At 67.3% G+C, this 24,849-nt stretch carries 27 protein-coding genes; 14 read left to right on the plus strand and 13 right to left on the minus strand.

Annotation, left to right across the window (positions count from 1 at the left end):
• The first annotated feature begins 83 nt into the window (after positions 1-83).
• Positions 84-524, plus strand: coding sequence for an SRPBCC family protein (locus HNP02_RS24595; RefSeq protein ID WP_184443107.1), 441 nt, complete (start codon positions 84-86; stop codon positions 522-524).
• A gap of 27 nt (positions 525-551) precedes the next feature.
• Here HNP02_RS24595 and HNP02_RS24600 read toward each other — a convergent pair whose 3' ends face one another.
• Positions 552-1,301, minus strand: a complete 750-nt coding sequence (locus tag HNP02_RS24600) for an Rv3717 family N-acetylmuramoyl-L-alanine amidase (RefSeq protein ID WP_184443480.1) — start codon at positions 1,299-1,301, stop codon at positions 552-554.
• A gap of 140 nt (positions 1,302-1,441) precedes the next feature.
• On the opposite strand from HNP02_RS24600, the gene HNP02_RS24605 reads away from it, so the two are divergent.
• The 4 genes from HNP02_RS24605 to HNP02_RS24620 all read left to right on the plus strand — a co-directional run bounded on the left by HNP02_RS24605 (position 1,442) and on the right by HNP02_RS24620 (position 3,802).
• The gene (locus HNP02_RS24605) at positions 1,442-1,774 is read left to right on the plus strand and encodes a YbaB/EbfC family nucleoid-associated protein (protein WP_184443108.1); all 333 of its coding nucleotides are present in this window, start codon (positions 1,442-1,444) and stop codon (positions 1,772-1,774) included.
• Position 1,775: 1 nt separating this feature from the next.
• Positions 1,776-2,387: a recombination mediator RecR gene (gene recR, locus HNP02_RS24610; protein WP_184443109.1), complete on the plus strand. Its 612-nt coding sequence runs from the start codon at positions 1,776-1,778 to the stop codon at positions 2,385-2,387.
• A gap of 10 nt (positions 2,388-2,397) precedes the next feature.
• Entirely contained in the window at positions 2,398-2,796 is a 399-nt protein-coding gene (locus HNP02_RS24615; RefSeq protein WP_184443110.1) for a hypothetical protein, read from the plus strand.
• A gap of 118 nt (positions 2,797-2,914) precedes the next feature.
• Positions 2,915-3,802, plus strand: a complete 888-nt coding sequence (locus HNP02_RS24620; protein ID WP_184443111.1) for a hypothetical protein — start codon at positions 2,915-2,917, stop codon at positions 3,800-3,802.
• 28 nt (positions 3,803-3,830) lie between these two features.
• On the opposite strand, the gene HNP02_RS24625 is transcribed toward HNP02_RS24620, so the two are convergent.
• Both HNP02_RS24625 and HNP02_RS24630 read right to left on the minus strand, forming a co-directional pair.
• Positions 3,831-4,547 carry a type 1 glutamine amidotransferase gene (locus HNP02_RS24625; RefSeq protein WP_184443112.1) on the minus strand — a complete coding sequence of 239 codons (717 nt, stop codon included), beginning with the start codon at positions 4,545-4,547 and terminating at the stop codon, positions 3,831-3,833.
• Positions 4,544-5,764 carry a Mur ligase family protein gene (locus tag HNP02_RS24630; protein ID WP_184443113.1) on the minus strand — a complete coding sequence of 407 codons (1,221 nt, stop codon included), beginning with the start codon at positions 5,762-5,764 and terminating at the stop codon, positions 4,544-4,546. The genes HNP02_RS24625 and HNP02_RS24630 overlap by 4 nt, the downstream gene beginning before the upstream one ends.
• Positions 5,765-5,851: 87 nt before the next feature.
• On the opposite strand from HNP02_RS24630, the gene HNP02_RS24635 reads away from it, so the two are divergent.
• On the plus strand, positions 5,852-6,841 hold the full coding sequence (locus tag HNP02_RS24635; protein WP_184443114.1) for a DEDDh family exonuclease: 990 nt from the start codon (positions 5,852-5,854) through the stop codon (positions 6,839-6,841).
• Here the strand turns inward: HNP02_RS24635 and HNP02_RS24640 are convergent.
• Positions 6,838-7,683, minus strand: a complete 846-nt coding sequence (locus tag HNP02_RS24640; protein WP_184443115.1) for a helix-turn-helix transcriptional regulator — start codon at positions 7,681-7,683, stop codon at positions 6,838-6,840. The two genes, HNP02_RS24635 and HNP02_RS24640, sit on opposite strands and share 4 nt — an antisense overlap.
• Before the next feature lie 72 nt (positions 7,684-7,755).
• Here HNP02_RS24640 and HNP02_RS24645 point away from each other — a divergent pair, with 72 nt between their 5' ends.
• From HNP02_RS24645 to HNP02_RS24655, 3 genes are read left to right on the plus strand one after another with little or no spacing between them, the layout of a single operon-like run.
• A complete protein-coding gene (locus tag HNP02_RS24645; RefSeq protein WP_184443116.1) occupies positions 7,756-8,391 on the plus strand; it encodes a class I SAM-dependent methyltransferase in 636 nt (211 codons plus the stop codon).
• Positions 8,392-8,421: 30 nt separating this feature from the next.
• Positions 8,422-8,874, plus strand: a complete 453-nt coding sequence (locus HNP02_RS24650; protein WP_184443117.1) for a hypothetical protein — start codon at positions 8,422-8,424, stop codon at positions 8,872-8,874.
• Entirely contained in the window at positions 8,874-9,440 is a 567-nt protein-coding gene (locus HNP02_RS24655; RefSeq protein ID WP_184443118.1) for a TetR/AcrR family transcriptional regulator, read from the plus strand. The genes HNP02_RS24650 and HNP02_RS24655 overlap by 1 nt, the downstream gene beginning before the upstream one ends.
• Here the strand turns inward: HNP02_RS24655 and leuA are convergent.
• The gene (gene leuA / locus HNP02_RS24660; protein ID WP_184443119.1) at positions 9,437-11,260 is read right to left on the minus strand and encodes a 2-isopropylmalate synthase; all 1,824 of its coding nucleotides are present in this window, start codon (positions 11,258-11,260) and stop codon (positions 9,437-9,439) included. The genes HNP02_RS24655 and leuA overlap by 4 nt on opposite strands.
• A 183-nt stretch (positions 11,261-11,443) precedes the next feature.
• Between leuA and HNP02_RS24665 the strand changes: the two genes are divergently transcribed.
• Positions 11,444-12,406 (plus strand): hypothetical protein, encoded by a 963-nt coding sequence (locus HNP02_RS24665; RefSeq protein WP_184443120.1) that lies wholly within the window; start codon positions 11,444-11,446, stop codon positions 12,404-12,406.
• A 9-nt stretch (positions 12,407-12,415) separates the two neighbouring features.
• Here HNP02_RS24665 and HNP02_RS24670 read toward each other — a convergent pair whose 3' ends face one another.
• The 7 genes from HNP02_RS24670 to HNP02_RS24700 form a co-directional block, all read right to left on the minus strand.
• The gene (locus HNP02_RS24670; protein ID WP_184443121.1) at positions 12,416-13,063 is read right to left on the minus strand and encodes an XRE family transcriptional regulator; all 648 of its coding nucleotides are present in this window, start codon (positions 13,061-13,063) and stop codon (positions 12,416-12,418) included.
• Between the two features lie 11 nt (positions 13,064-13,074).
• The gene (locus HNP02_RS24675; protein ID WP_184443122.1) at positions 13,075-14,262 is read right to left on the minus strand and encodes an FAD-binding oxidoreductase; all 1,188 of its coding nucleotides are present in this window, start codon (positions 14,260-14,262) and stop codon (positions 13,075-13,077) included.
• The gene (locus HNP02_RS24680) at positions 14,259-15,617 is read right to left on the minus strand and encodes an FMN-binding glutamate synthase family protein (protein WP_184443123.1); all 1,359 of its coding nucleotides are present in this window, start codon (positions 15,615-15,617) and stop codon (positions 14,259-14,261) included. The genes HNP02_RS24675 and HNP02_RS24680 overlap by 4 nt, the downstream gene beginning before the upstream one ends.
• The gene (locus HNP02_RS24685; RefSeq protein ID WP_184443124.1) at positions 15,617-16,303 is read right to left on the minus strand and encodes a protein glxC; all 687 of its coding nucleotides are present in this window, start codon (positions 16,301-16,303) and stop codon (positions 15,617-15,619) included. Before HNP02_RS24685 ends, HNP02_RS24680 begins: the two co-directional genes overlap by 1 nt.
• Positions 16,291-17,187, minus strand: coding sequence for a glutamine amidotransferase (locus tag HNP02_RS24690; RefSeq protein ID WP_184443125.1), 897 nt, complete (start codon positions 17,185-17,187; stop codon positions 16,291-16,293). The genes HNP02_RS24685 and HNP02_RS24690 overlap by 13 nt, the downstream gene beginning before the upstream one ends.
• Positions 17,188-17,215: 28 nt before the next feature.
• On the minus strand, positions 17,216-18,568 hold the full coding sequence (gene glnT / locus HNP02_RS24695; protein ID WP_184443126.1) for a type III glutamate--ammonia ligase: 1,353 nt from the start codon (positions 18,566-18,568) through the stop codon (positions 17,216-17,218).
• A 110-nt stretch (positions 18,569-18,678) separates the two neighbouring features.
• Positions 18,679-19,932: an ammonium transporter gene (locus tag HNP02_RS24700; RefSeq protein ID WP_184443127.1), complete on the minus strand. Its 1,254-nt coding sequence runs from the start codon at positions 19,930-19,932 to the stop codon at positions 18,679-18,681.
• A gap of 143 nt (positions 19,933-20,075) precedes the next feature.
• Between HNP02_RS24700 and HNP02_RS24705 the strand changes: the two genes are divergently transcribed.
• Positions 20,076-20,543, plus strand: a complete 468-nt coding sequence (locus tag HNP02_RS24705; protein WP_184443128.1) for a hypothetical protein — start codon at positions 20,076-20,078, stop codon at positions 20,541-20,543.
• Here HNP02_RS24705 and HNP02_RS24710 read toward each other — a convergent pair.
• Complete coding sequence (locus HNP02_RS24710; protein WP_309241678.1) at positions 20,512-21,096, minus strand: nitroreductase family protein; 585 nt, start codon at positions 21,094-21,096, stop codon at positions 20,512-20,514. The two genes, HNP02_RS24705 and HNP02_RS24710, sit on opposite strands and share 32 nt — an antisense overlap.
• Before the next feature lie 177 nt (positions 21,097-21,273).
• On the opposite strand from HNP02_RS24710, the gene HNP02_RS24715 reads away from it, so the two are divergent.
• The 3 genes from HNP02_RS24715 to HNP02_RS24725 are packed head-to-tail and all read left to right on the plus strand — an operon-like array spanning position 21,274 to position 24,701.
• Complete coding sequence (locus tag HNP02_RS24715) at positions 21,274-22,539, plus strand: aspartate kinase (protein WP_184443130.1); 1,266 nt, start codon at positions 21,274-21,276, stop codon at positions 22,537-22,539.
• Entirely contained in the window at positions 22,540-23,586 is a 1,047-nt protein-coding gene (locus tag HNP02_RS24720) for an aspartate-semialdehyde dehydrogenase (RefSeq protein ID WP_184443131.1), read from the plus strand.
• Complete coding sequence (locus tag HNP02_RS24725) at positions 23,583-24,701, plus strand: DUF4185 domain-containing protein (protein ID WP_375373705.1); 1,119 nt, start codon at positions 23,583-23,585, stop codon at positions 24,699-24,701. The genes HNP02_RS24720 and HNP02_RS24725 overlap by 4 nt, the downstream gene beginning before the upstream one ends.
• Positions 24,702-24,849: the final 148 nt, after the last annotated feature.

Below are 24,849 nucleotides of genomic sequence, written 5' to 3' on the forward strand. Positions count from 1 at the left end.
GCTAGTCCGCGGTGGGACCCGATGCGACACCAGCAAGCGGGAATCACACTGCTACGTCAACTCATATCAAGGAGTCTTCACCGATGGGACAGGTCAGCGCGTCCAGCACCGTCTTGATCAACGCCGAGCCGGAAGCTGTACTGGCCGCCGTCGCGGACTATCAGACGGTTCGCCCCAAGATCCTCTCCGCGCACTACAGCGGATACCAAGTCCTCGAGGGCGGCCAGGGTGCGGGCACCGTGGCCACCTGGAAGCTGCAGGCCACCGAGTCGCGGATCCGAGACGTCAAGGCGGAGGTCGACGTTGCGGGGCATTCCGTCATCGAGAAGGACGCCAACTCGACCATGGTGACCACCTGGACCGTCGCGCCGGCGGGCACCGGTTCGACCGTGACCACCAAGACGGCTTGGGTCGGCGCCGGGGGCGTCAAGGGCTTCTTCGAGAAGACGTTCGCGCCGCTGGGGCTGCGCAAGATTCAGGCAGAGGTTTTGGAGAATCTGAAGAAGCAGGTGGAGGGCGCGTAAGCGGCCGACATTAGATCGGGTGGCGGGTTAACTGACCGCCCGCGCCGGGCGTGTCGCCAGGAATGCGGCGATCCCGCGGACCACGGCGTCGGCGTACTTCTGCCTGCCGTCGGGACTCTCGATCAGCGCCGCGTCGGCCGGGTTCTTCATGTTGCCCATCTCCACCAGGATCGACGGGTACTGGGCCAGGTTCAGCCCGGTCAGGTCGGAGCGTCCGTAGAGCCCGCCCTGGCCGATGTAGGTGGCGGGCACCAGGCCGGAGGCCTGCAACTGGTCCCGCATCGTCTGGGCGAACTGGACGGCGGGCCCCGACTGGGCCTGGTTGAGCGGCGGCGACGAGTAGTTGACGTGGAAGCCACGCCCGTTCTCCGGGCCCCCGTCGGCATGGATCGACACGATGGCGTCGGGCCGCAAGGCATTGGCCATCGCGGCGCGCTCGTCGACGCAGGGCGCGACTGCGTCGTCGTTGCCGCGAGACATTGCGGTGCGCACCCCGAGTTGGGTCAGTTCGGCACGGATGCGCAGCACCGTCTCCCAGTTGAACGTGTGCTCGGGGTAGCCGCTGTTGGTCGACGTTCCGCTGGTCTGGCAGTCCTTCGTCCCGCCGCGCCCCGTGGGCACCTGCTTGGTGAGGGATGCGTCATTGGCGCCGTTGTGGCCGGGGTCGAGGAAGACGATCATGCCTGCGATGTTGGCAGGGGCAGCGTCGGCGTCGGGCGTGGCACACGCCGAGGTGGCGACGAGGAGGCCGACCGCCATCGCGGCGCCGACACGCATGCTCACTGGGAGGTGCACGGCGCCACGCTAGCCCGCCGGGCGACTAGGCTTGGGACGCAAATCGCCTTGTCCGCACATGCGAAATCAAGTCGAGACCGACCCGGTACACACCCGAGTCAATTGCGAAGGGGTCCCACGTCATGCAACCCGGTCAACCGCCCGACATGTCGGCGCTCCTGGCGCAGGCCCAGCAGGTGCAACAGCAGTTGATGGAGGCCCAGGAGTCGCTCGCCAACTCCGAGGTGCACGGTCAGGCCGGTGGCGGGCTGGTCCAGATCACGATGAGGGGCAGCGGCGAGGTGGTCGGTGTCGCCATCGATCCGAAGGTCGTCGACCCGAGCGACGTCGAGACCCTGCAGGACCTCATCGTCGGCGCGCTCGCCGACGCCTCCAAACAGGTCACCATCCTCGCGCAGACCAGACTGGGTCCGCTCGCCGGCGGCCTGGGTGGTCTGGGACTGCCGGGGCTCTGACTTGTTCGAGGGACCGGTCCAGGACCTGATCGACGAGCTGGGCAAGCTGCCAGGGATCGGTCCGAAGAGTGCGCAACGCATCGCGTTCCACTTGCTGTCGGTCGAGCCGCCGGACATCGACCGGCTGACGGCCGTGCTCGGCAAGGTCCGCGACGGCGTGAAGTTCTGCTCGGTGTGCGGCAACGTCTCCGACGACGACCGCTGCCGGATCTGCTCGGATTCGCGGCGCGACGCCTCGCTGGTGTGCGTGGTCGAAGAACCCAAGGACGTCCAGGCCGTCGAGCGCACCAGAGAGTTCCGCGGCCGCTACCACGTGTTGGGCGGCGCGCTCGATCCGTTGTCCGGCGTTGGGCCCGACCAGCTGCGAATCCGTGAGCTGCTGACCCGGATCGGCGAGCGCGTCGACGGCGTTGACGTCGCCGAGGTCATCATCGCCACCGATCCCAACACCGAGGGCGAGGCCACCGCGACGTATCTCATGCGGATGCTGCGCGACATCCCCGGGCTCAGCGTGACGCGCATCGCGTCGGGTCTGCCGATGGGCGGGGATCTGGAGTTCGCCGACGAGCTGACCCTGGGTAGGGCGTTGGTCGGCCGTCGCGCGATGGCTTAAGTTGGCGCCCATGGCAGACGAAGAGTTCAAGGTCGAAGTCGAACTCGGCAGCGACGAGCACGGCATGTCGTTCTTGGAGCGACTGCGGATGCTCGACCTGGACGACGACGCACGCAAGCGACTCGGCAGCCGGGTGACCGTGACGCGGGACGGCAACTTCGTTCAGCTGTACACGCACACGTTGGCCGACGCCCAAGAGGCCGAGAGCACCGTGCGCCAACTGGTATCCGACGAGCACGTCGGCGCCGAGTACACGCTGAGCCGGTGGGATGCCACGGCGGAGGAATGGGTAGATCCCGAGAGTGGAGCGGTCGTCGAAGACGACGCCCCCGAGACGGCGGCGCCTGATCCGAGCTATGTGATCCTCGAGGCCTACAAGCCGGAGTTCCTCCGCGACCTGGGGCTGTAGCCAGGCCGTTAACGGCCCCCGCCACCGCGAGATCCGCTTTTCGGCGAGGCCCTCTCGCACTTTTCCTACAAAACGTGGATCTCGTCGGGCTGTCAGTGGTCCGGTGCACGATTCCCGCATGGGTGAGGTATTTCTGGGCGGAGAAGAGCTAGCGGCGGGTCGCGTCACGCGCCATCAACTGCGGCGGTGGTACAAGACGATCTATCACGGCGTCTACGTTTCGAAGGGCGCCGAGGTGTCACTTCGGGATCGCGCCATCGGGGCCTGGCTCGCATCGGGCCGGCGGGGTGTGATCGCCGGCGTGGCAGCCTCCGCGATGCACCACGCATCGTGGGTGGATCCGACCCAACCAATCGAACTCGTCGGGGTCAACTGCAGGCCACAGCCTGGGCTGATTCCGCGGCTGGATCGAGTCGCCGAGGACGAGGTAGTACGCGTTTCCGGTCTACCGGTGACCAGCCGGGTGCGCACCGCCTTCGACCTGGGCCGCTATCAGGAGCGACCGCGCGCGCTGGCCCGGCTCGACGCCCTGATGTGGACTCAGCGATTCTCGATCGACGAGGTCGGCGAGCTGGCTGACCGATACCCCAGAGCCCGTGGCAATCGCCAATTACGGGAGCTGCTGCCGCTAGTCGACGGGGGAGCTGCATCGCCTCGGGAGAGCCGGACGAGGCTGTGGCTCATCGACGCAGGGATGCCCCGACCGAAGACGCAAATACCAGTGCTCGACGGCACGCTGCCGGTGGCGTTCCTGGACATGGGTTGGGAGGAATTCAAGGTCGCAGTCGAATACGACGGCGACCACCATCGCAAGGATCGGCGCCAGTACGTCAAGGACATATCGCGTATTCGCATGCTCGAGGAAAGGGGCTGGATCATCATCCGGGTGATTGCCGAGGACCGGCCTGCGGCATGGCTGGCGAGAGTCGAATCTGCATTGATCAGTCGGGGATGCCGCATCGAGATCAACGAAGTGCAGCGTTTCTTTCGCACTTTGGCTGCATAACGCGGATCTCGCGGTTGGCGGGGCCGAGCTAGGCCCGGCGGGGCGCCGCCAGCCGTTCGCGCCGTAGCTGATCAACCTCGCCCAACTCCAGCGGATCAAGGTCGCCGACGATGCGGGACAGCAGCAGGTCGGCCAGCTCGGGGTTGCGCGCCAGGCAGGGGCCATGCAGATAGGTGGCGACGACGCTGCTCTGCACGGCGCCGTCGAAGCCGTCGCCGTCACGGTTGCCCGCACCAGAGACGATGCGTGCCAGCGGTTCGGCCGACGAGCCGAGAACCGTTCCGCCGCGGTGGTTTTCGAATCCGGTGAGGCGCTGATCGAGGCCGGGGATCAGCGGCTGTGACACCACCTCACCGATGGTCCGCTTGGGCTGCGGCGACGTCGTCACGTCCAGCATCCCGACGCCGTCGACCCGCTCACCCGATGACGTCTCATACCAGTGCCCGAGCACCTGGATCGCCGCGCAGATCGCGAGCACCGGGGCCCCACGCTCGGCCGCGCGTTGAAGGCCGGGGTACTGGATCAGGTGCTTGGTGGCCAGGCGCTGCGCGTAGTCCTCGGCGCCGCCAAGGGTGTAGAGGTCCAGCGAGTCGGGCACCGGATCGGCCAGCGTGATCTCGACGACCTCGGCGTCGATGCCCCGCAGGCTCAGGCGCTGCCGCAGCACCACCGCGTTGCCGCCGTCGCCGTAGGTGCCCATGACGTCGGGCAGTACCAGCCCGATCCGCACCGTCGATTCAGTCATGGAAGCCGCCGGTTCAGTTGCAGGAACGCCGTGTAGTTGGCGACCACCTCGACATGGCCTGGCGGACACGACGCGATGGCCTTCACGGTGTCGTGCACCAGCGTGTGGTCGACACCCGCATACCCGAGCCGCACCGCCAGGTCGGTTCCGCGTTCACCCGCGGCGACCACTGCCGTCCCCTCGAAATGCTCGAAGCGGACATCCCACAGCCAGGACAGGTCCTCGCCATCGGGTATCTGCCCGTTGACGGCGATCACCACGCCGGCGCCGTTCTTGTTCACCATCGACAGCGCTTCCTGCCATCCGGCCGGATTCTTGGCGAGCAGCACGCGCACGGTGTGTGCGCCGAGCTGGACCGTTCGGTAGCGGCCCGCGACCTCGTCGACGGCCGAGACCGCGGCCACCGCGGCGGCCGGATCGGCACCGAGCGCGACGGCGGCCGCGACGGCGTGGGTGGCGTTCCCACGGTTGACGGTGCCTGGCAGCGCCAACGTCATCGGCAGGGACAGCCCGTCAGGGCCGTAGACGTGCGAGTCGTCGTACCACCATTGGGGCGTCGGCCGTTTGAAGTCGGTGCCGGTCGAGTACCAGTCGGTCCCGTCTCGCACGATGATCTCGCCGCTGCGCGGGCAGCTCACCGAGTCGTTGGCCCAGCCGCCGCCTGCCGCCACCCACACCACGCGCGGGCTGTCGTAGGCCGCCGACGTCATGAGCACGTCATCGCAGTTGGCGACGACCACCGTGTCCGGATGCCGCGCCAACCCGCTGCGCAGCGTGCGCTCGATGTGGTTGATCTCACCCACCCGGTCGAGCTGATCGCGGGACAGGTTCAGCAGGACGACGACGGCCGGATCGACCGCATCGGCGACGTGCGGGACGTGCATCTCGTCGACTTCCAAGGCGGCCAGCCCCGCGTTGCGGGCGTTGGCCAGCGCCGCGACGAGCCCGGCGTCCATGTTGGCGCCCTCGGTGTTGGAGGCGACCGGCCCGATGGTGGCGAGCGCTGCCGCGGTCATCCGCGTGGTGGTCGACTTGCCATTCGTGCCGGTCACGACGACGGAGCGCTTGCCTTCGCCCAGCTGGCGCAGCAGCGACTTGTCCAGCGTCATCGCGACCAGGCCGCCGATCATCGCGCCAGCTCCGCGACCGGTGACCCGCGACGCCCAACGCGCCGCTGACCCGGCGCCGAGCGCGAGTCGTCCCCGGGCGGTAACCATTCGAAGCAGTCTAAAAGGCTAAAAGTCGAGGGCGACACGCGGCGTTGGCGGTCCAGCGTTGTCAGAGGACCGTGCCATCCTCGAAATGTGAGCGACACCTGGGGCCGACCGGCGAGCGAGCCCGGCGCGGGCTGGGCCGTCGTCGACGTCGAGACGTCGGGCTTTCACCCGGGCCAGGCCCGTGTGGTCAGCGTTGCTGCGTTGGCCCTGGGTGACGACGGCAACGTCGAGGGCAGCTTCTCCAGCCTGCTCAATCCTGGTGTCGATCCCGGGCCAACCCACGTGCACGGGCTGACAACGGAGATCTTGGAGGGCCAGCCGACGTTCGCCGCGATCGTCGACCAGCTCAACGACGTGCTGCGGGGCCGCACGCTGGTGGCGCACAACGTGGCCTTCGACTACTCCTTCCTTGCCGCCGAAGCCGAACTCATCGGCGCAGAGCTGCCCATCGACACCGTGATGTGCACCGTCGAGCTGACCCGCCGACTGCGTCTCGGCACCGAGAACCTTCGGCTCGAAACCCTTGCCGCGCACTGGGGCATCACGCAGATGCGCCCGCACGACGCGCTCGACGACGCACTGGTCCTCGCGCAGATCCTCAAGCCCGCACTGGCCGGAGCCCACGACCGCAAGGCCTGGCTGCCGGTGCGCCCGGTGCACCGGCGCAGCTGGCCCAACGGTCAGGTCACCCACGACGAACTGCGGCCGCTGAAGATGATCGCGGCGCGGCTGCCGTGTGCGTTTCAGAACCCGGGTCGATTCGTCGCGGGCCGACCTCTGGTGCAGGGCATGTCGGTGGCGCTCTCGACCGAGATCGGGCACACCTACGAAGAGCTCATCGAGCGGATCCTGCATGCGGGCATGGCCTACGCAGAGGCCGTCGATCAACAGACGTCGTTGGTGATCTGCGACGAAGCCGATCCCGACCAGGGCCGTGGCTATCAGGCCGGCGAGATGGGCGTGCCGCTGGTCGGCGACGCGGACTTCATGCAGCTGTTGGAGCACGTGGTCGGGGGCACCGGGCTCGAGGAGTTCACCGACGCCACACTCAGCGGTGACCAGTTCGCTCTGTTCTAAGCGCGCCAGCTCCGCGGCGACACGCCGTGCGTGGTGCGGAAGAGCCGCGCGAAGTACCCAGGGTCGGCGATGCCCACCCGGCGGGCGACCTCCGAGATCGACAGATCGGTGGTGCTCAGCAATGCGCGGGCGTCGGCCATGCGGCGCTCGGTGATCCACTCCTGCACAGTGCGCCCGGTGCGGCGGCGAACGACGGTGGTGAGGTGACCAGGGGTCAGTCCCAGCTCGCGCGCGACGTCGCTGAGCGACAGCGGCTCGGCGATGCGGCGGTCGATCACCGCGAAGACGTCGGCGATGAGCGGTTCGCCACTGCGGCGTAGGTCGCCGACCACGTCGTCGGTCATGCGCGCGAGGTCGATCAGTAGCAGGGTCAGATGCGCGAGGACCGCCTCCCGGTGGCCTTCCCTGCGGTCGAGGAGTTCGGCTTCCATCGACTCGATGGTGTTGTCCCAGAAGATCTTCCGATGCGTTGGCACCTGGAGTTGCAGTAGTCCGCCGGAGTTGCCGTGCAGGAACGGGAACAGCAGCGGATGGCTCCGCCACGTCGGCCACGGGGAGCGCGCACCGTCGTTCAGTGCAGCGGGATCGAAGAACACGCCGACGCGATCGGCCTGCTGACTCGCCCAGATCGGGTCGATCGTTTGGCCGGCCGCGACGACGTACACCGATCCGGTCGCGGAGAGGTAGGCGAGGATCGGAAACTCGTGGATGTGACGACCCTTCTCGGGCAGGCCGCCGGGACCGAATCGGATCACCGACACCGGCGGTGTCATCGGGTCGGACGGATAGGCGTACACGGGCACGCCATCGCGCTGAGCAACCACTCGGACCCCTTGCGTCATGAACCGAAGATAGTCCTAGTTTCGCCGAAGATCTCCCAACACCGCTGTCGAACAGCCCCCAATGATTGGGGTATGTCCAAAGATCATCCAGATTCAGCGACCAAGAACTCGGTCAACCGCCACGACTACATCCCCGCCGCCGGGCACGACTTGTTCCTCCCTGGCTATGACCTGCTCACCCGCGTGCTGGGCATGCGTCCGGTCTACGACGAGTTCGTCGCCCAGGTCGAACTCTTCGACGGAGCTCGAGTCCTCGAAATCGGTTGTGGCACTGGCAACATCATGCAGAGACTGAAACGGGCTGAGTGGGGAGTGCAGGTGACCGGGATGGATCCCGATCCGCGGGCGCTGGCCAGGGCCGGTCGCAAGTTTCGCAACGCGGCGGGCATCCGCTTCGACCGTGGGTACGCGCAGGAAGTGCCGTACCCCGACGAATCGTTCGACCGCGTGCTGTCGTCGATGATGCTGCACCACCTCGACGACGACGTGAAGGCCGCTGCGGTGACCGAGGCGTTCCGGGTGCTGCGGCCGGGCGGCAGCGTGCACGTCGTCGACATCGTCGGTCCGCATGGAGCGTCGGCACACGACGCATCGGTGATTCCCGCCCTGCTGCGCAGCAGTGGGTTCGAGAGCATCGCCGAGCTCGGATCGCGGCGTCTGCGCTTCGTGGGGCCCGTGCGCTTCTACCGTGGCGTCCGCCCCTTGTAATCACTACGAACGTAGTGGTACCGTCGGAACATGGAAACCACTACGGTCGTAGTGCAACGGAAATCCTTCTGGCAGGTCTTTCGCGAGCGCGGCTACTTCTTCCGCGAAGCTGCGATGCTGACCATCCTCATCGGCTTCGGCATGCATCTGTACCGGGTGATCTTCGGCGACGAGCTCGCGCTGCAGTACGCCGTCACGACCACGACGGACCACATACTGTTGGTGCCGATGACATACGCCGCCGTCACGGGAATCATGACCCGGCATCGCATGCAGTTCGCGAACAAGCCGCTGAAGATCGCCACCACCGTGGCGATCGGTTACATCGCCCTGAGCGTGCCGCTGCACCTCTACTTCTCCGTGTGGCGCGGCGACGTCGCGCCCTTCATCCAGTTCTTCCCGATGTGGTTCAGCTACCTGCTGCTGTTCCCGGTGTACCCGATGTTCCTCACGATGTTCTGGCGGGTGCGGTTCGAGCACTGATGCCGGCCAACCCCGAACGACGCAATCAGATCCTCGACGCCGCGATCGACATCCTCTGCGATGACGGCGTCGGGGGTCTGACGCATCGGCAGGCTGACACGCGCGCAGGCGTCCCCGCGGGCACCACGTCGAACTACTTCCGAACGCGGACGGCGCTGCTCGAGGCGACCGCCGCGCGAACCGTGGATCTTCACTGGCAGCGCGTCGAGATGCTGCAGGCATCGATCGGTCCGATATCCCGGGACGCCCTGAAGGCGTTGATGATTCGCATGCTGGATCCCGACGACCAGTTCCGCCGCTGGACTCTCGCAAGGTTCGAGCTCTTCATGGAGAGCACGCGCCGCGAAGAGCTGCGGCCGCTGATGAAGGAACTCCAGGCGGCCGCGGTGAAGTCGGCGACGCTCATGTTCGAGGCCGCCGGCTTCACCCCGACACCGGAGCGGATCGACGAGCTCAGCAGGGTGCTCAACGGCTTCGTGTTCAGCAACCTCACCGTCGCGCCAGAGCCGGGCAGCCAAGATGCCGCCGGTCTGGTGGAACGACTGTTGAGCGCCTTCCTCGATTAGCCCCGCGCGGCCCGGTTGACCGCTGACACCACGGCCCGCAGCGACGCGGTGGTGATGGAGGTCGCGATGCCGACACCCCATACCGTCTGGCCGCCGATCGACGCCTCGACGTAGGCGGCGGCCTGCGCCTCCTCGCCCGACGACATCGCGTGCTCGGAGTAGTCCAGCACCGACACGTCGAACCCGACCGCACCGATGGCGTCGACGAACGCTGCGAGCGGTCCGTTGCCCGCGCCGACGATCTCGCGCTCGACGCCGTTGACCTTCACTACCGCGGTGATCTTGTCGGTCCCGCCGTCGACCTCGGCGGCGTCGACCTTCTGCCGCATCCGCTCCAGTGGCCGGATGGGTGACAGGTACTCCTCGGCGAAGACGTCCCACATCTCCTTCGGGGAGACCTCGCCACCCTCGCCGTCGGTGATCTTTTGCACCGCCTGGCTGAACTCGATCTGCAGGCGTCGCGGCAGCACCAGCCCATGGTCGGCCTTCATGATGTAGGCCACGCCGCCCTTGCCGGACTGCGAGTTCACCCGGATCACGGCCTCGTAGGTGCGGCCGACGTCCTTCGGGTCGATCGGCAGGTAAGGGACTTGCCAAAGGATTTCATCAACATCCGAGCCGACGTCATCCGCGTCGACCTTCATCTGGTCGAGACCCTTGTTGATGGCGTCCTGGTGGCTGCCCGAGAACGCGGTGTACACCAGATCGCCGCCGTACGGGTGCCGTTCGTGGACGGGCAGCTGGTTGCAGTACTCGACGGTGCGGCGGATCTCGTCGATGTTGGAGAAGTCGATCTGCGCGTCGACCCCCCGGCTGAACAGGTTCAGCCCCAGCGTCACCAGGCATACGTTGCCGGTGCGCTCGCCGTTGCCGAACAGGCAGCCCTCGATCCGGTCGGCACCCGCCTGGTAACCCAATTCGGCTGCGGCGACGGCGGTTCCGCGATCGTTGTGCGGATGCAGGCTCAGGATGATCGAATCCCGGCGCGCCAGGTTGCGGCTCATCCACTCGATCGAGTCGGCGTAGACGTTCGGCGTGGCCATCTCGACGGTGGCTGGCAGGTTGACGATCAGCGGCCGTTCCGGTGTCGCGTCGACGATGGCGCTCACGGCATCACATACCTCGACGGCGTACTCCAGTTCGGTGCCCGTGTACGACTCCGGCGAGTACTCGAAGCGCCACTGGGTGTTGGGGTACTTCTTGGCCTCGTCGACGCACATCCTGGCGCCGTCGGTGGCAATGGCCTTGACGGCGTCGCGGTCGGCCCGGAACACCACGCGGCGCTGCAGGATCGACGTCGAGTTGTAGAAGTGCACGATCGCCTTCGGCGCACCGGCACAGGCCTCGAACGTGCGGGTGATCAACTCCGGGCGGCACTGGGTCAGCACCTGGATCGTCACGTCGTCGGGGATCGCGCCGTGTTCGATGATCTCGCGGACGAAGTCGAAGTCGGTCTGCGACGCCGAGGGGAAGCCGACCTCGATCTCCTTGTAGCCCATGCGGACCAGCAGGTCGAACATGCGCCGCTTGCGTTCCGGGCTCATGGGGTCGATTAGGGCCTGGTTGCCGTCGCGCAGGTCGACCGCACACCACATCGGGGCGGTCTCGACTACCTTGTCCGGCCACGTGCGGTCGAACGGAATGGACGGCTCTCCCCCTGGAACTTCGGAGGCGAAGGTGCGATAGCGGCTGACCGGCATCGACGTCGCCCGCTGGGTGTTCCACGCGGGCTGGCCGGGATTGGGGGCACCCGATGGGGTGCTGATGGTGCGCGCCTGCGACGTCCAAGCGTAGGCGTCGACATTGTTGGGGTTGTTCACGGTTCTTGCTCCGGATTCGTCTGGGTTTTTACTTCAGACCGGCGCATCGTGAACACCCGCGACGGGAGGCCAGTCTGGATCAGACCCCGTCGCGGCGTCCGAGGAGGAGCACCCGCTGCACGTTCGTGACTGTACTCCGCATCGTGGCAGGGCCAAAACGAGCCTCTGTGCCACACTGACGCGGTGCGGGCCCTGGTCACTGCGCTGGCCGTCTTGATGGTGCTGACCGGGTGTGCCCGGGCCATCGGCGGGTCGCCGCGGGCGCACGCGTACGACCAGTCGTACTTCTTCGCCGAAGACGTGCCCACCTACGGCCAGACGGTCAGCTCCGACGACGTCACCAGACTGGGCTACCTGCGTGCGTTGCGACGCATCGACCCGTGCGGGCTGCTGACCCGCGAAGCCATGGCCAAGGTCGGCGAAATCGGCTCTGTCGGAACGCTGTTCGCGTTCGATGAGTGCGACCTCGACGTCAAGGTCGCGGGCGAAGCAGCACGCTGGTTCCTCAGCATCCACCTGGAACTCGCTCGTGTCGACGCCGTCCACGAGACGTCGCCGGGATCGTGCGAGTACTTGATGCCGTTGCCGCTATCCCGGTTGCCCGGCGCGCATCCGCTGCCAGGGCCCGAACAGCCCGCGGTCCGGATCGGGCTGATCTCGCAGTACAACTGCGTCCTCGTCGAGAAGGTCGTGCATGCCATGGAACCGCGCATCGCGTCCCTGCAATTGCCCATCCGCGATGCCGTCGGCGTGTATCCGGCTCCGCTGGCTGAACGGGACCCGTGCCAGGTGCAGTCGGCGCTGCACGTGGTGCGCTGGGACGTCCGCGGCTCGCAGCCGTACGCGTGCTCGCTCGCACTGCGCGACGGCACGCCTGTTCACGTGGTGCTGCAGCCCCAGCTGTTCGACCTCGAGACCGACACGCGTGCGCGGCGGAGCCGTGACGGTGTGGACGTATACGTCGACACTGCGGGATGCGCGGCGACGGCCTACGTCGGCCCACCGATGCAGCGAAAGTTGCTCGGCGGAGACTACATCAAGTCGGCCGACCTGGTGATCCGGCCCTCCGTCACGGTCGACAGCGCCACTCCGCACTGCGACATCGTCACCGACGGTGTGGTGTCCGCGGCCAGGCTGTTCGGTTGACCTCCCGAACTACACCTGCGAATCGGGGAACGCGACGACTGACAGGAACCGGATCGGCACCTCGACCAGATCGACCGGGCCGTGGGCGCCCTCGCCGTCGAGTTGCAGGGAGTCACCGGGGTGCAGTCGGTACACCGAACGGCTGTGGCTGTAGTCCATGACGCCTTCGAGCATGTAGATGAACTCGGTGCCGGGGTGCTGGAACAGCGGGTAGGTCTTGCTCTTCGCCGTCAACGTCACCTGCAGGCACTCCAACCGCTTGTGCTCACCGCGCAGCGAGCCGAGCAGTTCGTATTCGTGGCCCTCGCGGGTGCCGTTGCGGACGATGCGCGCACCGGTCCCCGCACGCACGAACGCCGCAGGCCGCTCCACGTCGGCGCCGCGGAACAGGCTGGTCACCGGGACGTCGAGGCCCTTCGCCAGCAGCGCAAGCGTCGACAGGCTGCACGACGTCTGGGCGTTCTCGATCTTGGACATCATCGCCTTGGAGATGCCGACCCTTGCGGCGGTCTCGGCCACCGTCAGCCCCTGCTGCTGGCGCAGTTGACGCACGTTGCGCCCGATCGCCGCCTCGAACTCCAGCTCGTCGACGGGCTCGCTGGGATCACGATCGCGTGCGGTGCCGGATTTGTTGCGGAGCAGCGGAATGTCGGTCACGGGTGTCCTGTCTAGCGCATCTCGCCCGCGCCGACATACCGATACGGCGACGTCAGCAGGTCGCCCTCGGCGAAGCGGGACAACCGGAAGTCGGTCTCGGGGATGCGTGGGTCGGCGCTGCGGCCGTCGACCACCAGGTCGGCCACCAACTTGCCGACCGCGGGAGCGATCTTGAAGCCGTGCCCGCTGAACCCGGCCGCCACCACCAGTCCGTCGATCCCGGTGCGGGAGATCACCGGGTTCCAGTCCGGGGTGACGTCGTAGCAGCCGGCGTAGCTGCCGGTGATCGCGGCGTCGGTGAGTCCTGGGAAACGGTTCCCGACCTTGGCGACGGTGAGGTCGACGAAGTCGTCGGTCGCGCGGTTGGAGTAGTCGTCCGGATCGGCTTCTTCGGCATCGGAGAGGTCGCTGTTGCCGAACAGGATGTCGCCGCCGACTTCCGGTCTGACGTATTGCAGCGATACCAGGTCGGAGAAGACGGGCACGGATCCAATGTCGATGCCGGGTGCGATGGTGACGATCTGCTCGCGTACCACCCGGATCGGGACGTCGATTCCGTAGGGGGCGAGGAACGGCTGGGTCCAGGCGCCGGTCGCCACGACGACTGTGCCAGTGGATATCTCGGTGCCGTCGGCGAGCCGGACGCCGGTCACCCGATCGTCGACGATGGATAGTCCGGCCACCGCGGTGCCTTGGCGGATCCGGACGCCCGCGGCGCGCGCCGAGACCGCGAACGCCTGCGCGGTCATGTAGGCGTCGCCGTAACCGCCGCGCGCCTCCCATCCAAAGGCCGCGAACGGCGACAGATCCGCGAACGGCCACATGCGGGCGACCTCGGACTGGTCGATCTCCTCGGTTTGCACGCCGACGGCGCGTTGGGCGGCCAGGCTCTTGCGCATGGAGTCGACGTTCGGTTCGCCGACCCCGACGACGTATCCGGTCTGCCGGAAGCCGATGTCGGTGCCGAAGATCTCCTCGGCCTTCTCGAATACCTCGAGCCCGACGGTTGCCATCGCCGCAAGCGAGCTGACGCCGTAGTGGCACCGGACGATGCCGCTGGACTTGCCGGTCATTCCCGAGCCGACGGTGTTGCGTTCGGCGACGAAGACGTCGGTGACGCCGCGCTGGGCCAACGCCCACGCCGCCGCAGCACCCTCGATGCCGCCGCCGACGATGACGACGTCTGCGGTTTCGGTCACGAACGTGATCCAGGAATCCAGTCGGTGCCTGCCAGCGGTACCCGCGCCATCGCCGCGGCTTCGATGGTGATGGCCACCAGATCCTCGGGTTCCAGGTGCCGCACGTGTGCCTTGCCGCACGCCCTGGCGATGGTCTGCGCCTCCATGGTCAACACTCGCAGGTAGTTGGCCAGACGGCGGCCACCCTCTACCGGATCGAACCGCGCAGCCAGCTCCGGGTCCTGCGTGCTGATCCCCGCAGGGTCGGTGCCGTCCTGGAAGTCGTCGAAGAAACCCGCTGCGCTGCCGAGCTTTTCGTACTCGGTGGCGTACCGCGGATGGTTGTCGCCGAGCGCGATGAGTGCAGCCGTGCCGATGGCCACCGCGTCCGCGCCGAGCGCAAGCGCCTTGGCGACGTCGGCTCCGCTGCGGATGCCACCCGAGACGATGAGCTGCACTTCCTTCTCTGCGCCCGCGCCGGACCTCCTGTGCACCCCGAGTTCGGACAGCGCCTGCGCCGCCTGCGGAACGGCGGCCAGCGTCGGGATTCCCACGTGTTCGATGAATACGTCTTGCGTGGCGGCGGTGCCGCCCTGCATGCCGTCGACCACCACCACGTCGGCGCCCGCGTGGACTGCGAGCTTGACGTCGTAGTACGTCCTGGTCGCACCGACCTTGACGTAGATCGGCTTCTCCCAGTCGGTGATCTCGCGGAGTTCGTTGATCTTGATGGTGAGGTCGTCGGGTCCGGTCCAGTCGGGATGCCTGCAGGCCGAGCGCTGATCGATGCCCTCCGGCAGCGTGCGCATCCCTGCCACGCGTTCGGAGATCTTCTGCCCCAGCAACATTCCGCCGCCACCGGGCTTGGCGCCCTGTCCGAGCACCACCTCGATGGCGTCGGCCTTGCGGAGGTCGTCGGGGTTCATCCCGTAGCGCGACGGCAGGTACTGATACACCAGGTACTTGCTCTGGCCGCGCTCCTCGGGCGTCATGCCACCGTCGCCGGTGGTGGTCGACGTGCCGACCTCGCTGGCGCCCCGGCCGAGTGCCTCCTTGGCAGGCCCGGACAGCGCGCCGAACGACATGCCCGCGATGGTCACCGGAGTATCAAGGTGCAGAGGGTGTTTAGCGTGACGGCCGCCGAGTACGACGTCGGTGCCGCAGCGCTCGCGGTAGCCCTCCAGCGGATAGCGTGACATCGACGCGCCGAGGAAGAGCAGGTCGTCGAAGTGGGGCAGCGGTCGCTTGGCGCCCCAGCCGCGGATGTCGTAGATGCCGGTCTCGGCGGCCCGCTGAATGGCCGCGATGGTCGGCCGGTCGAAGGTGGCGGACTCGCGCAGGCCCAGTCGTGCTCGCGCGTCGGATGTTTCGGTCATCAGTAGCTCGCAGCGTGGTCGGAGTGGAAGTGGTAGAGGCTGCGCGCGGAGCCATACCGGGTGTAGGCGTTGGTGTCGTCGTCCTCGTACCCGGCGGATTTCAGCAGCCTGCCGAGTTCGTCGTGGTGCTCGGCCCGCATCTCCTTGGCCACGCAGTCGGCGCCCAACGACGCGGCATCACCGCGCAGGTAGATGCGGGCCTCGTAGATCGAATCGCCGAGGGCGTCGCCTGCGTTGCCGCGGATCACCAGGCGGCCTGCCTGCGCCATGAAAGCGCTCATGTGCCCGACGTCGCCACCGACGACGATGTCGACGCCCTTGATCGAAATGCCGCACCGCGCAGCGGCGTTGCCGTCAATCGTCAGCAGCCCGCCGTGGGCGGTGGCGCCTGCGGACTGCGACGCGTTGCCCTTCACCCACACCGTGCCGCTCATCATGTTCTCCGCAACCCCCGTGCCGGCATTGCCGTCGATGATGATGGAGGCGCGCTGGTTCATGCCTGCCGCGTAGTAGCCGACGTGGCCGTCGACGGTGACCTTGACGTCCGCGTTCATGCCCACCGCGACGTTGTGTGCGCCAGCGGGGTTCTCGACGACGAATTCACCGGTCAGGCTGGGCGCGTGCAGGGCGGCGTTCACCTCGCGCAGGGGAGTGCTGGCAAGGTCGTACTGGATTACCTCGTCCATGCGTAGACGACCTCCGGCTCGGGTTCCCAGATGGCGGCCTTCTCGACGCCGGGCAGGCCCGACAGCGCGCGGTACTCGCTGCCCATCGCCACCCAGTCGTCGGTCTCGGCGATGACGGCAGGCTTGCACGCGATCGCGTCGCGGACCACGGCGAACGAGTCCCGGTTGGAGACCAGCAGCGTGTAGAAGCCGTCGAAGGTGGCGCACAGTTCCTTCAGCGCGGTCTCCACGTCGCGGCCGTCTGCCAGCCTGCTCGCGACGAACCTGGCGCCGACCTCGGTGTCGTTCTCGCTGTCGAATCGCACACCGGCGGCTTGTAATTCGCGTCGGATGGTGGCGTGGTTGGCGAACGAGCCGTTGTGCACAAGGCACTGTTCGGGTCCGACAGCGTAGGGGTGGGCGCCCGACGGCGTGACCGCCGACTCGGTTGCCATCCTGGTGTGCCCGACGCCCTGCCAGCCCTGCGCGGCGGCCAGGCCCCACGACCGGGTCAGCGTGGCGGGGTCGCCGACGCCCTTGAGCACGGCCAGGTCAGCGCCGAAGCCGGCGACCAGCACGCCGGGGTAGGCGACCCTGGCCGCGGCGAGCAGGGTTTCGGAGTCGGCGTCGGCCGTCAGCAGGCGGGTCTCGCCGAGCGTCGTCGCGGAGACGTCGGCGCCCAGCGCGGAACTGACTGCAGCGCTGATTGATTCGTCGCCACCGTCGACTTCGAGAAGCGACACGCAACCCCGGCCTGGCGGGGTCCACGTTGGGTCGCCGTACAGGGCGACGCCTGCGGAGTCGCTGCCCCGGTTCGACATCTCACATAGCATTCCGGTGAGTAGTTCGCCGAGCCGTGGATACAGCTCGGGTGTACGCAGGTGCAAACCCACGATTCCGCACATTGCTTGCCTTCCTTGGTAACTCGTTGCGCTAGAACGCGGTCAGATACTGCTCGACTTCCCACGGGGAGACCGAGCTGTGATAGGCGAAGAACTCGTCGCGCTTGATGGCGGCGAAGTATCCGGCCACCCCGTCCCCCGCCGCGTCGAGCACGCCCGTGACCACCGCGTCGGCCTCCAACTGGTCCACCGCGTGCAGCAGTGTCGGCGGCAGGGTGGGCCGTCCCTCGGGGAGGACGCCCACGGCTCCGGGGTCGAGGCTGCGCTTGATGCCGTCGATCCCCGCGCCGAGAGCCGCGGCGACCGCGAGGTAGGGGTTGGCCGACCCGTCACCGCCCCGCAATTCGACGCGTTGGTCGTCGGGCACCCGGATGTAGTGCGTCCTGTCGTTGCCGCCGTAGGTGGCCTGCCTCGGCGCCCACGACGCGCCCGACGCCGTCGTGACCGCGCCGGTTCGCTTGTAGGAGTTGACCGTTGGGCCGACGATGGCCTGTAGTGCACACGCGTGGTCGAGGATCCCCCCGATGAACGAGTACGCGGTGGGGGACAGGCCGAGACCCCGTTCGTCCTCGTCGTCGCCTGCGGGGAAGACGGGCGTGCCTGCACTGGTCAGCGAAAGGTGCAGGTGCAGCCCGGTACCCGTCCGGTCGGTGAAGGGTTTGGGCATGAAGGTGGCGATCATGCCGCGCTCGGCGGCGATCATCGACAGGAGATAGCGCAGCGTGACGACGCGATCGGCGGTGGTGAGTGCGTCGGCGAACTGGAAGTTCTGCTCGAATTGCCCGTTGCCGTCTTCGTGGTCGTTGGCGTAGTTCGACCAGCCGAGTTGGTTCATCGCCGACGAGATCGTGGTCAGGTGGTCGTACATCCTGGTAACCCCGCGGGCGTCGTAACAGGGTTGCGCGGCGGTGTCGGCCGCGTCGGCGGTGGCCAGGCTGCCGTCGGGGTTGCGGGTGAGCAGGAAGTACTCCACCTCGGCGCCAACCCACGGCTCGAACCCGGCGTCGGCGGCCCGTTGGATCAGCGACTTGAGGATGATCCGGGGCGCGTACGGCCAGGGCTTGCCCTCGACGTGCGGGTCGCAGTGCACGATCGCCAGCCCGTCCTTGATGAAGGGGATCGGCGTGAAGGACGCCGGGTCGGGGATCGCGATGAGGTCCGGGTCCTTGGGCTCCTGGCCCATGGCGCCGACGGCGTACCCGGCGAATCCGACCCCGTCCGTTGCGAGGAGGTCGATCGCCTCGACCGGCACCAACTTGGCGCACGGCTTGCCCCTGAGGTCCACGAACAACGCGAGGATGAACTTGGTGCCCGCTTCGGCCGCGAGCGCCGCGAGGTCGGCGCCGGTCGTGGAGGTTCCGGTCGTGGAGGTTCCGGTGGTCATCGATGCCCCTTGTCTCTTGTTAGGAATCAAAGTATCACTCTGGGAAACTTCCCGCACGACGAAAAGTCCCGGCCGACGCGGGGCGAATCGCGTCGACCGGGACTTGGTCGTCAGGCAGGTAAGAGTTCGTACGCCGCGTCGCGATGCAACTTGGCGTCGATACCGCTTTCCTCGTCCTCGGGAGCCACGCGGATGCCCATCGTCTTCTTGATCGCGAACGCGATGATGAACGCGACGACGAACGAATAGACCATCACCGCACCGGCTGCCACTGCCTGCCGCCAGAGCTGGTCGAAGCCGCCGCCGTAGAACACTCCGTTTACCTTGCTCGGCATGCCCGCGCTGGCGAGGAAGCCGATCAGCAGGGTGCCGATGACACCGCCGACGAGGTGCACGCCGACGACGTCGAGCGAGTCGTCGTAGCCGAACTTCGACTTGAGACCCACCGCGAACGGGCAGATCGCGCCGGCGATCAAGCCGAGGATGATGGCGCCGACCGGGGTGACCGCCCCACACGCGGGAGTGATGGCAACCAAGCCGGTGATTGCTCCGGCTGCGGCGCCGACACCGGTGACGTGCCCGTCCTTGAGCTTCTCGACCGCCAGCCACGCCAGGGTGGCCGCACACGTCGCGACGAACGTCGTGACCATGACGATGGCCGCCGAGTTGCCCGCGGCCAGTGCCGAGCCGCCGTTGAACGCGTACCAGCCGGCCCACAGCAGGCCGGCGCCGAGCAGGGTCAGCGGCACGTTGTGCGGCTTGCGCAGCGTGCCCCAGCTCGCGGACTTGCCGAGCACGATCGCGACGGCAAGAGCGGCGGCACCTGCGTTGATGTGGACCGCGGTGCCACCGGCGAAGTCGATCGCCTTGAGGTTGTTGGCGATCCAGCCGCCGACGGCGTCGGGCGTCACGACGCCGTTGAAGGCGAACACCCAGTGCGCGACGGGGAAGTACACCAGCACCGCCCACAGGCCCGCGAAGACCATCCACGCGCTGAACTTCATCCGGTCAGCCGCGGCGCCCGAGATCAGCGCGACGGTGATGGCCGCAAACAGCGCCTGGAACAGGGCGAACAGGCTGACTTGCAGACCTGCGATGGTGGTCTGCGACTCGAGCAGGTCCTTCATCCCCGCGAACTCGGTGAAGCTGCCGACGAAGCCGCCGTGTGAGGTGCCGAACGCCATCGAGAAACCGAACAGCACCCAGAGCACGCCGACGAGCGCTGCCGCGCCGAACGTCATCATCATCATGTTGGTCGAGCTCTTGACCGAGACCATGCCGCCGTAGAACAGCGCAAGCCCGGGAATCATCAGCGTGAGGCCGATGATGCAACACAGCATGAACGCGGTGGTTCCTGTATCCATCAACATCTCCTGCGAGTGGTGCGGCCACCAAAGGGCCGATCACTGGCAGTAACCGATGTTTCTGTTACGTAGACAGGATTGCTGTGTTGCATCCCGGTAACGTCGTCGAGATCACACTGGGCCGCTCGTGCCAGCATCAAGGCATGAGACGAGTAAAGCCACTGACGACTGTCGTGGTGCTGGTGGCCATCGTCATAGGGACTGGCATCTGGTGGGCGTTCTTCCGTGGCCCGTCCTCGGCCGACTGTGCGCCCGTGCGAGAGCTGCTGTCGTTCAACAAGACTCAGATCGACGCGATGAACGCCAAGACACACATCCCGGAAGCGGGGTCCTACGAGAAGGAAACCGGACCAAGCGCGTCCGACTACCGGGGCTGGGCGGACGGGCTGGCCGACCGGGCGGCAAAGGTCACGGCGGCCGACCTGACCGGGCCGGCGAGCGAATTGGCGAAGACCGCGGACCGACTCGTCCGTGCGCGCATCGACTTCGACGATCAGAGCGCGCACACCGCACCTGGGGCTGCGATGCCCCCCGCGGCGATGGCGGTCAAGGCGTTCAATGACCAGTACGAAATCCAGGTCAAAGCGTTGGCGACGACGTGCCCGGCGTGAACGCAGACCCCCACGTCCCCACGAACGCCACGTCCTCGAGCGCGAGCCGCTCACGCGGGAGCGCGTCACGCTCGACGATCTCGGGGGGCGCCGTCGAGTAGTCCCCGAGGCTTCCGACCGCGACCACCGCGAGCGGGCGTACCTCGTCGGGAATGGCGAACGCTGTGCGGGCCGCCTCGGCGTCGAACCCCGCCATCGGGTGCACGATCAGCGACCGCGACACCGCCTCCACCGCCATGTTGGCCATGGCCGCGCCTGCGTCGACCGCCGAGTACAGCGCGGTCTTCTCGTCGGGCCCCTCGTCGGCGGCAACCAGGATCAGCGCACCCGCCGCGTGCGCGTACCGGTTGCCGCGTCTGAGCACGCCGGTCAGCGCGGTGAACGTCTCGTCACCGCGGAAGCCGACCAGGAACCGCACCGGCTGGCGCTTTCCCCAGGTCGCCGCCCAGCGGGCCGCCTCCAGCAGGGCAGTGACCTCGGCGACCGTCACGACGGCGTCCGGATCGAAGGCACGCGGACTCCAGCGGTCAGCGATGGGGGGATGTATCGGCACGGACGTCTCCGCGCTCCGGCTCTGTTCCCCGGGTCGCTGCGATGGAGCCGCGCTTGCGTGGACTGCCCGCCGGTCGGTCACGGTGACTAACGCTACGGACGGGAGAGGAAAACCGCGTGCGCAGACCGCTTATCCTTTGTATGACTCCGTTGCGGAAATACCCAGAAAGGCGGACGGGTGGCGCTCGTCGTACAGAAGTACGGTGGATCCTCGGTGGCCGATGCCGATCGGATCCGCCGCGTCGCCGAGCGCATCGTCGAGACCAAGAAGGCGGGCAACGACGTCGTCGTGGTCGTGTCCGCAATGGGTGACACCACCGACGACCTGCTCGACCTGGCTCGCCAGGTCAATCCGGCCCCGCCCGCCCGTGAGATGGACATGCTGCTGACCTCCGGCGAGAGGATCTCCAACGCGCTGGTCGCCATGGCCATCTCCTCGCTCGGAGCCGAGGCCAGATCGTTCACCGGGTCGCAGGCCGGCGTGATCACCACCAGCACGCACGGCAACGCCAAGATCATCGACGTCACGCCCGGCCGGTTGCGCGAAGCACTCGACGAGGGCCTGATCGTGCTGGTCGCCGGGTTCCAGGGCGTCAGCCAGGACAGCAAGGACGTCACCACGCTTGGCCGCGGCGGGTCGGACACCACCGCCGTCGCGTTGGCCGCCGCCCTGCACGCCGACGTGTGCGAGATCTACACCGACGTGGACGGCATCTTCACCGCCGACCCGCGCATCGTGCCGAACGCCCGGCACCTGGACACCGTCAGCTTCGAGGAGATGCTCGAGATGGCGGCCTGCGGGGCCAAGGTACTCATGCTGCGGTGTGTGGAATACGCCCGCCGCTACGACGTTCCGATACACGTCAGGTCGTCGTATTCCGACAGGCCGGGCACGCTCGTCAAAGGATCGATGGAGGACATCCCAATGGAAGACGCGATCCTGACCGGAGTTGCTCACGACCGTGGTGAGGCGAAGGTCACCGTCGTCGGTCTGCCCGACGTTCCCGGCTACGCCGCCAAGGTCTTCCGCGCCGTTGCCGACGCCGACGTGAACATCGACATGGTGTTGCAGAACGTGTCCAAGATCGAGGACGGCAAGACCGACATCACGTTCACCTGCTCGCGGGAGAGCGGGCCGGGCGCGGTGGAGAAGCTGACGTCGCTGCAGCACGAGATCGGCCACAGCGCAGTGCTGTACGACGACCACATCGGCAAGGTGTCGTTGATCGGGGCGGGCATGCGCAGCCATCCTGGCGTGACGGCCACGTTCTGCGAGGCGCTGGCCGCCGTCGGCGTCAACATCGACCTCATTTCGACCTCCGAGATCCGGATCTCGGTGCTGGTCAGGGACACCGAGCTGGACAAGGCGGTCCTGGCACTGCACGAAGCCTTCGGGCTCGGTGGCGAGGAAGAAGCGGTCGTGTACGCGGGAAGCGGGATTTAAATGGTCAACATTGGTGTAGTTGGCGCGACCGGGCAGGTCGGCCAGGTCATGCGGAAGTTGTTGGAGGAGCGCGACTTCCCCGCCACGTCGGTGCGGTTCTTCGCCTCCGCGCGTTCGCAGGGCAAGAAGCTCTCGTTCCGCGGCGAGGAGATCGAGGTCGAGGACGCCGCGACCGCCGACCCGTCGGGTCTGGACATCGCGTTGTTCTCCGCAGGCGCGACGATGTCGCGCGTGCAGGCACCGCGGTTCGCCGCCGCGGGCGTCATCGTCATCGACAACTCGTCGGCGTTCCGCAAGGACCCCGACGTCCCACTGGTCGTGTCGGAGGTCAACTTCGATAGAGACGTCGGAAACCGTGCTCGGTCCCTCAAAAAGGGCATCATCGCCAACCCCAACTGCACCACCATGGCCGCGATGCCGGTGCTCAAGGTGCTGCACGACGAAGCGCAACTGGTGCGCATGATCGCCTCGACCTATCAGGCGGTGTCCGGCAGCGGGCTGGCCGGTGTTCAAGAACTGTTCGGCCAGGCACGTGCCGTGGTCGAGGACAGCGAGCAACTGGTCCACGACGGTTCGGCGCTGACGTTCCCCGCGCCCGAGAAGTACGTCGCACCAATCGCCTTCAACGTGGTGCCGCTGGCCGGGTCGTTGGTCGACGACGGCTCCGGTGAGACCGACGAGGATCAGAAACTGCGCAGCGAGAGTCGCAAGATCCTTGGCATCCCCGACCTTCTCGTCAGCGGAACGTGCGTGCGGGTGCCGGTGTACACCGGGCACTCGCTGTCGATCAACGTGGAGTTCGCCAGGCCTATCTCGCCGGCGCGCGCGACCGAGATCCTCTCCGGTGCACCAGGTGTGACGCTGGTCGACGTGCCGACGCCGTTGGCCGCCGCGGGCGTGGACGACTCGCTGGTCGGCCGGATCCGTCAGGACCCGGGGGTCCCGGACGGTCGCGGGCTTGCGCTGTTCGTTTCCGGCGACAACCTGCGAAAGGGTGCCGCACTCAACACCATTCAGATCGCCGAGCTTCTCGCCGCGCAGTTGTGATCCGCGCTGCGGTCGGCATCGCGGTAGTCGCATGCCTGGCCGTGGCTCCCGTTGCCACCGCCGACCCTCCTGCTCCCGCGCCTGAACCGGTACTTCCTGCGCTGGCGCTCGGGCAGGTGATGCGCATCGGTCCGGCCGCTGGAACCGGAACGCCGACAAGTGATTACGGCATCGGCGGCACCGATCTGTGCGATTTCATGGAGTTTCCCAGCCGCGTCCTGCAGGTGTGCGGTGACAGCTTCGCGGGCCAGGGCGTTGGGTTCGGCGGCTGGTACTCACCCGTCGCGTTGCACGTCGAGACCGACTCGGTCGACGACCCGGCCGGCGTGCGCTACACCGGTGTCACCGGGACCGACAAGCCGCTGCTGGCCGACCCGACACCGCCCGGCTCCTCCCAGTTGCCCGCGGGCATCGTGGCGATCAACCGCGAGAACTACATGCTCGTCACCACCACCAAGGACCTGGTTCCCACGACGTCGCGACTGGTCGAGGCCGATGCGGCAAGGGGGAGCTGGCCGACGGTGCCGAAGTCGGCGCGGCCCGGCGACTATGCGGGCGGACGGCAGTCGCAGATCAGCGGCTACTACGACCCGGTCCCGACCCCCGACTCCGCGAGCGGCTGGGTGTACATCGTGGCCAACGACTTCGACCGAAGCGGCCCGGTGGAGCTCTACCGGGCCACGCCGCAGACCTTCACCGACCGGTCCAGCTGGCAGCCCTGGTCCGCGACCGGCGGATGGAACAAGCCGCCGACACCGCTGTGGCCGGACAAGGTCGGGGAGATGAACATCCGCGAGATCGACGGCAAGACGGTGCTGTCCTACTTCAATGCCAGCACCGGCAACATGGAGGTCCGCGTGGCCTACGACCCGACCAAACTTGGCACCGCGCCGGTGACGACGGTCGTCTTCGCCTCGGCGTGGCCCGACGTCGCGGACGACCTGCCGCCACCCCAGGACAACCAGCTGGCCCAGCCGTACGGCGGCTACATCTCGCCGGGCTCCACGCTCGACGAGGTCCGGGTGTTCATCAGCCAGTGGGACACCCGCCCCGGCGGCGACCCTGCGCCGTATCGCGTCGTCCAGTTCGCGGTGAACCCCTTCAAGCCCTGGTAACCCCGCGCCCCTGGCCCACCCTCGCCATCGATTCTGCTGGGAGATCGCGATTCTGCGCAGAATCGCGATCTGACCGCAGTTTCGGCGGACGGTGGGAGTTGGCTGACGGCCAGGAGTTTCATAGCTGATTCATAGCTGCTTCTTGACC

The sequence above is a fragment of the Mycobacterium sp. AZCC_0083 genome (assembly GCF_014202335.1).
Lineage (GTDB): Bacteria > Actinomycetota > Actinomycetes > Mycobacteriales > Mycobacteriaceae > Mycobacterium.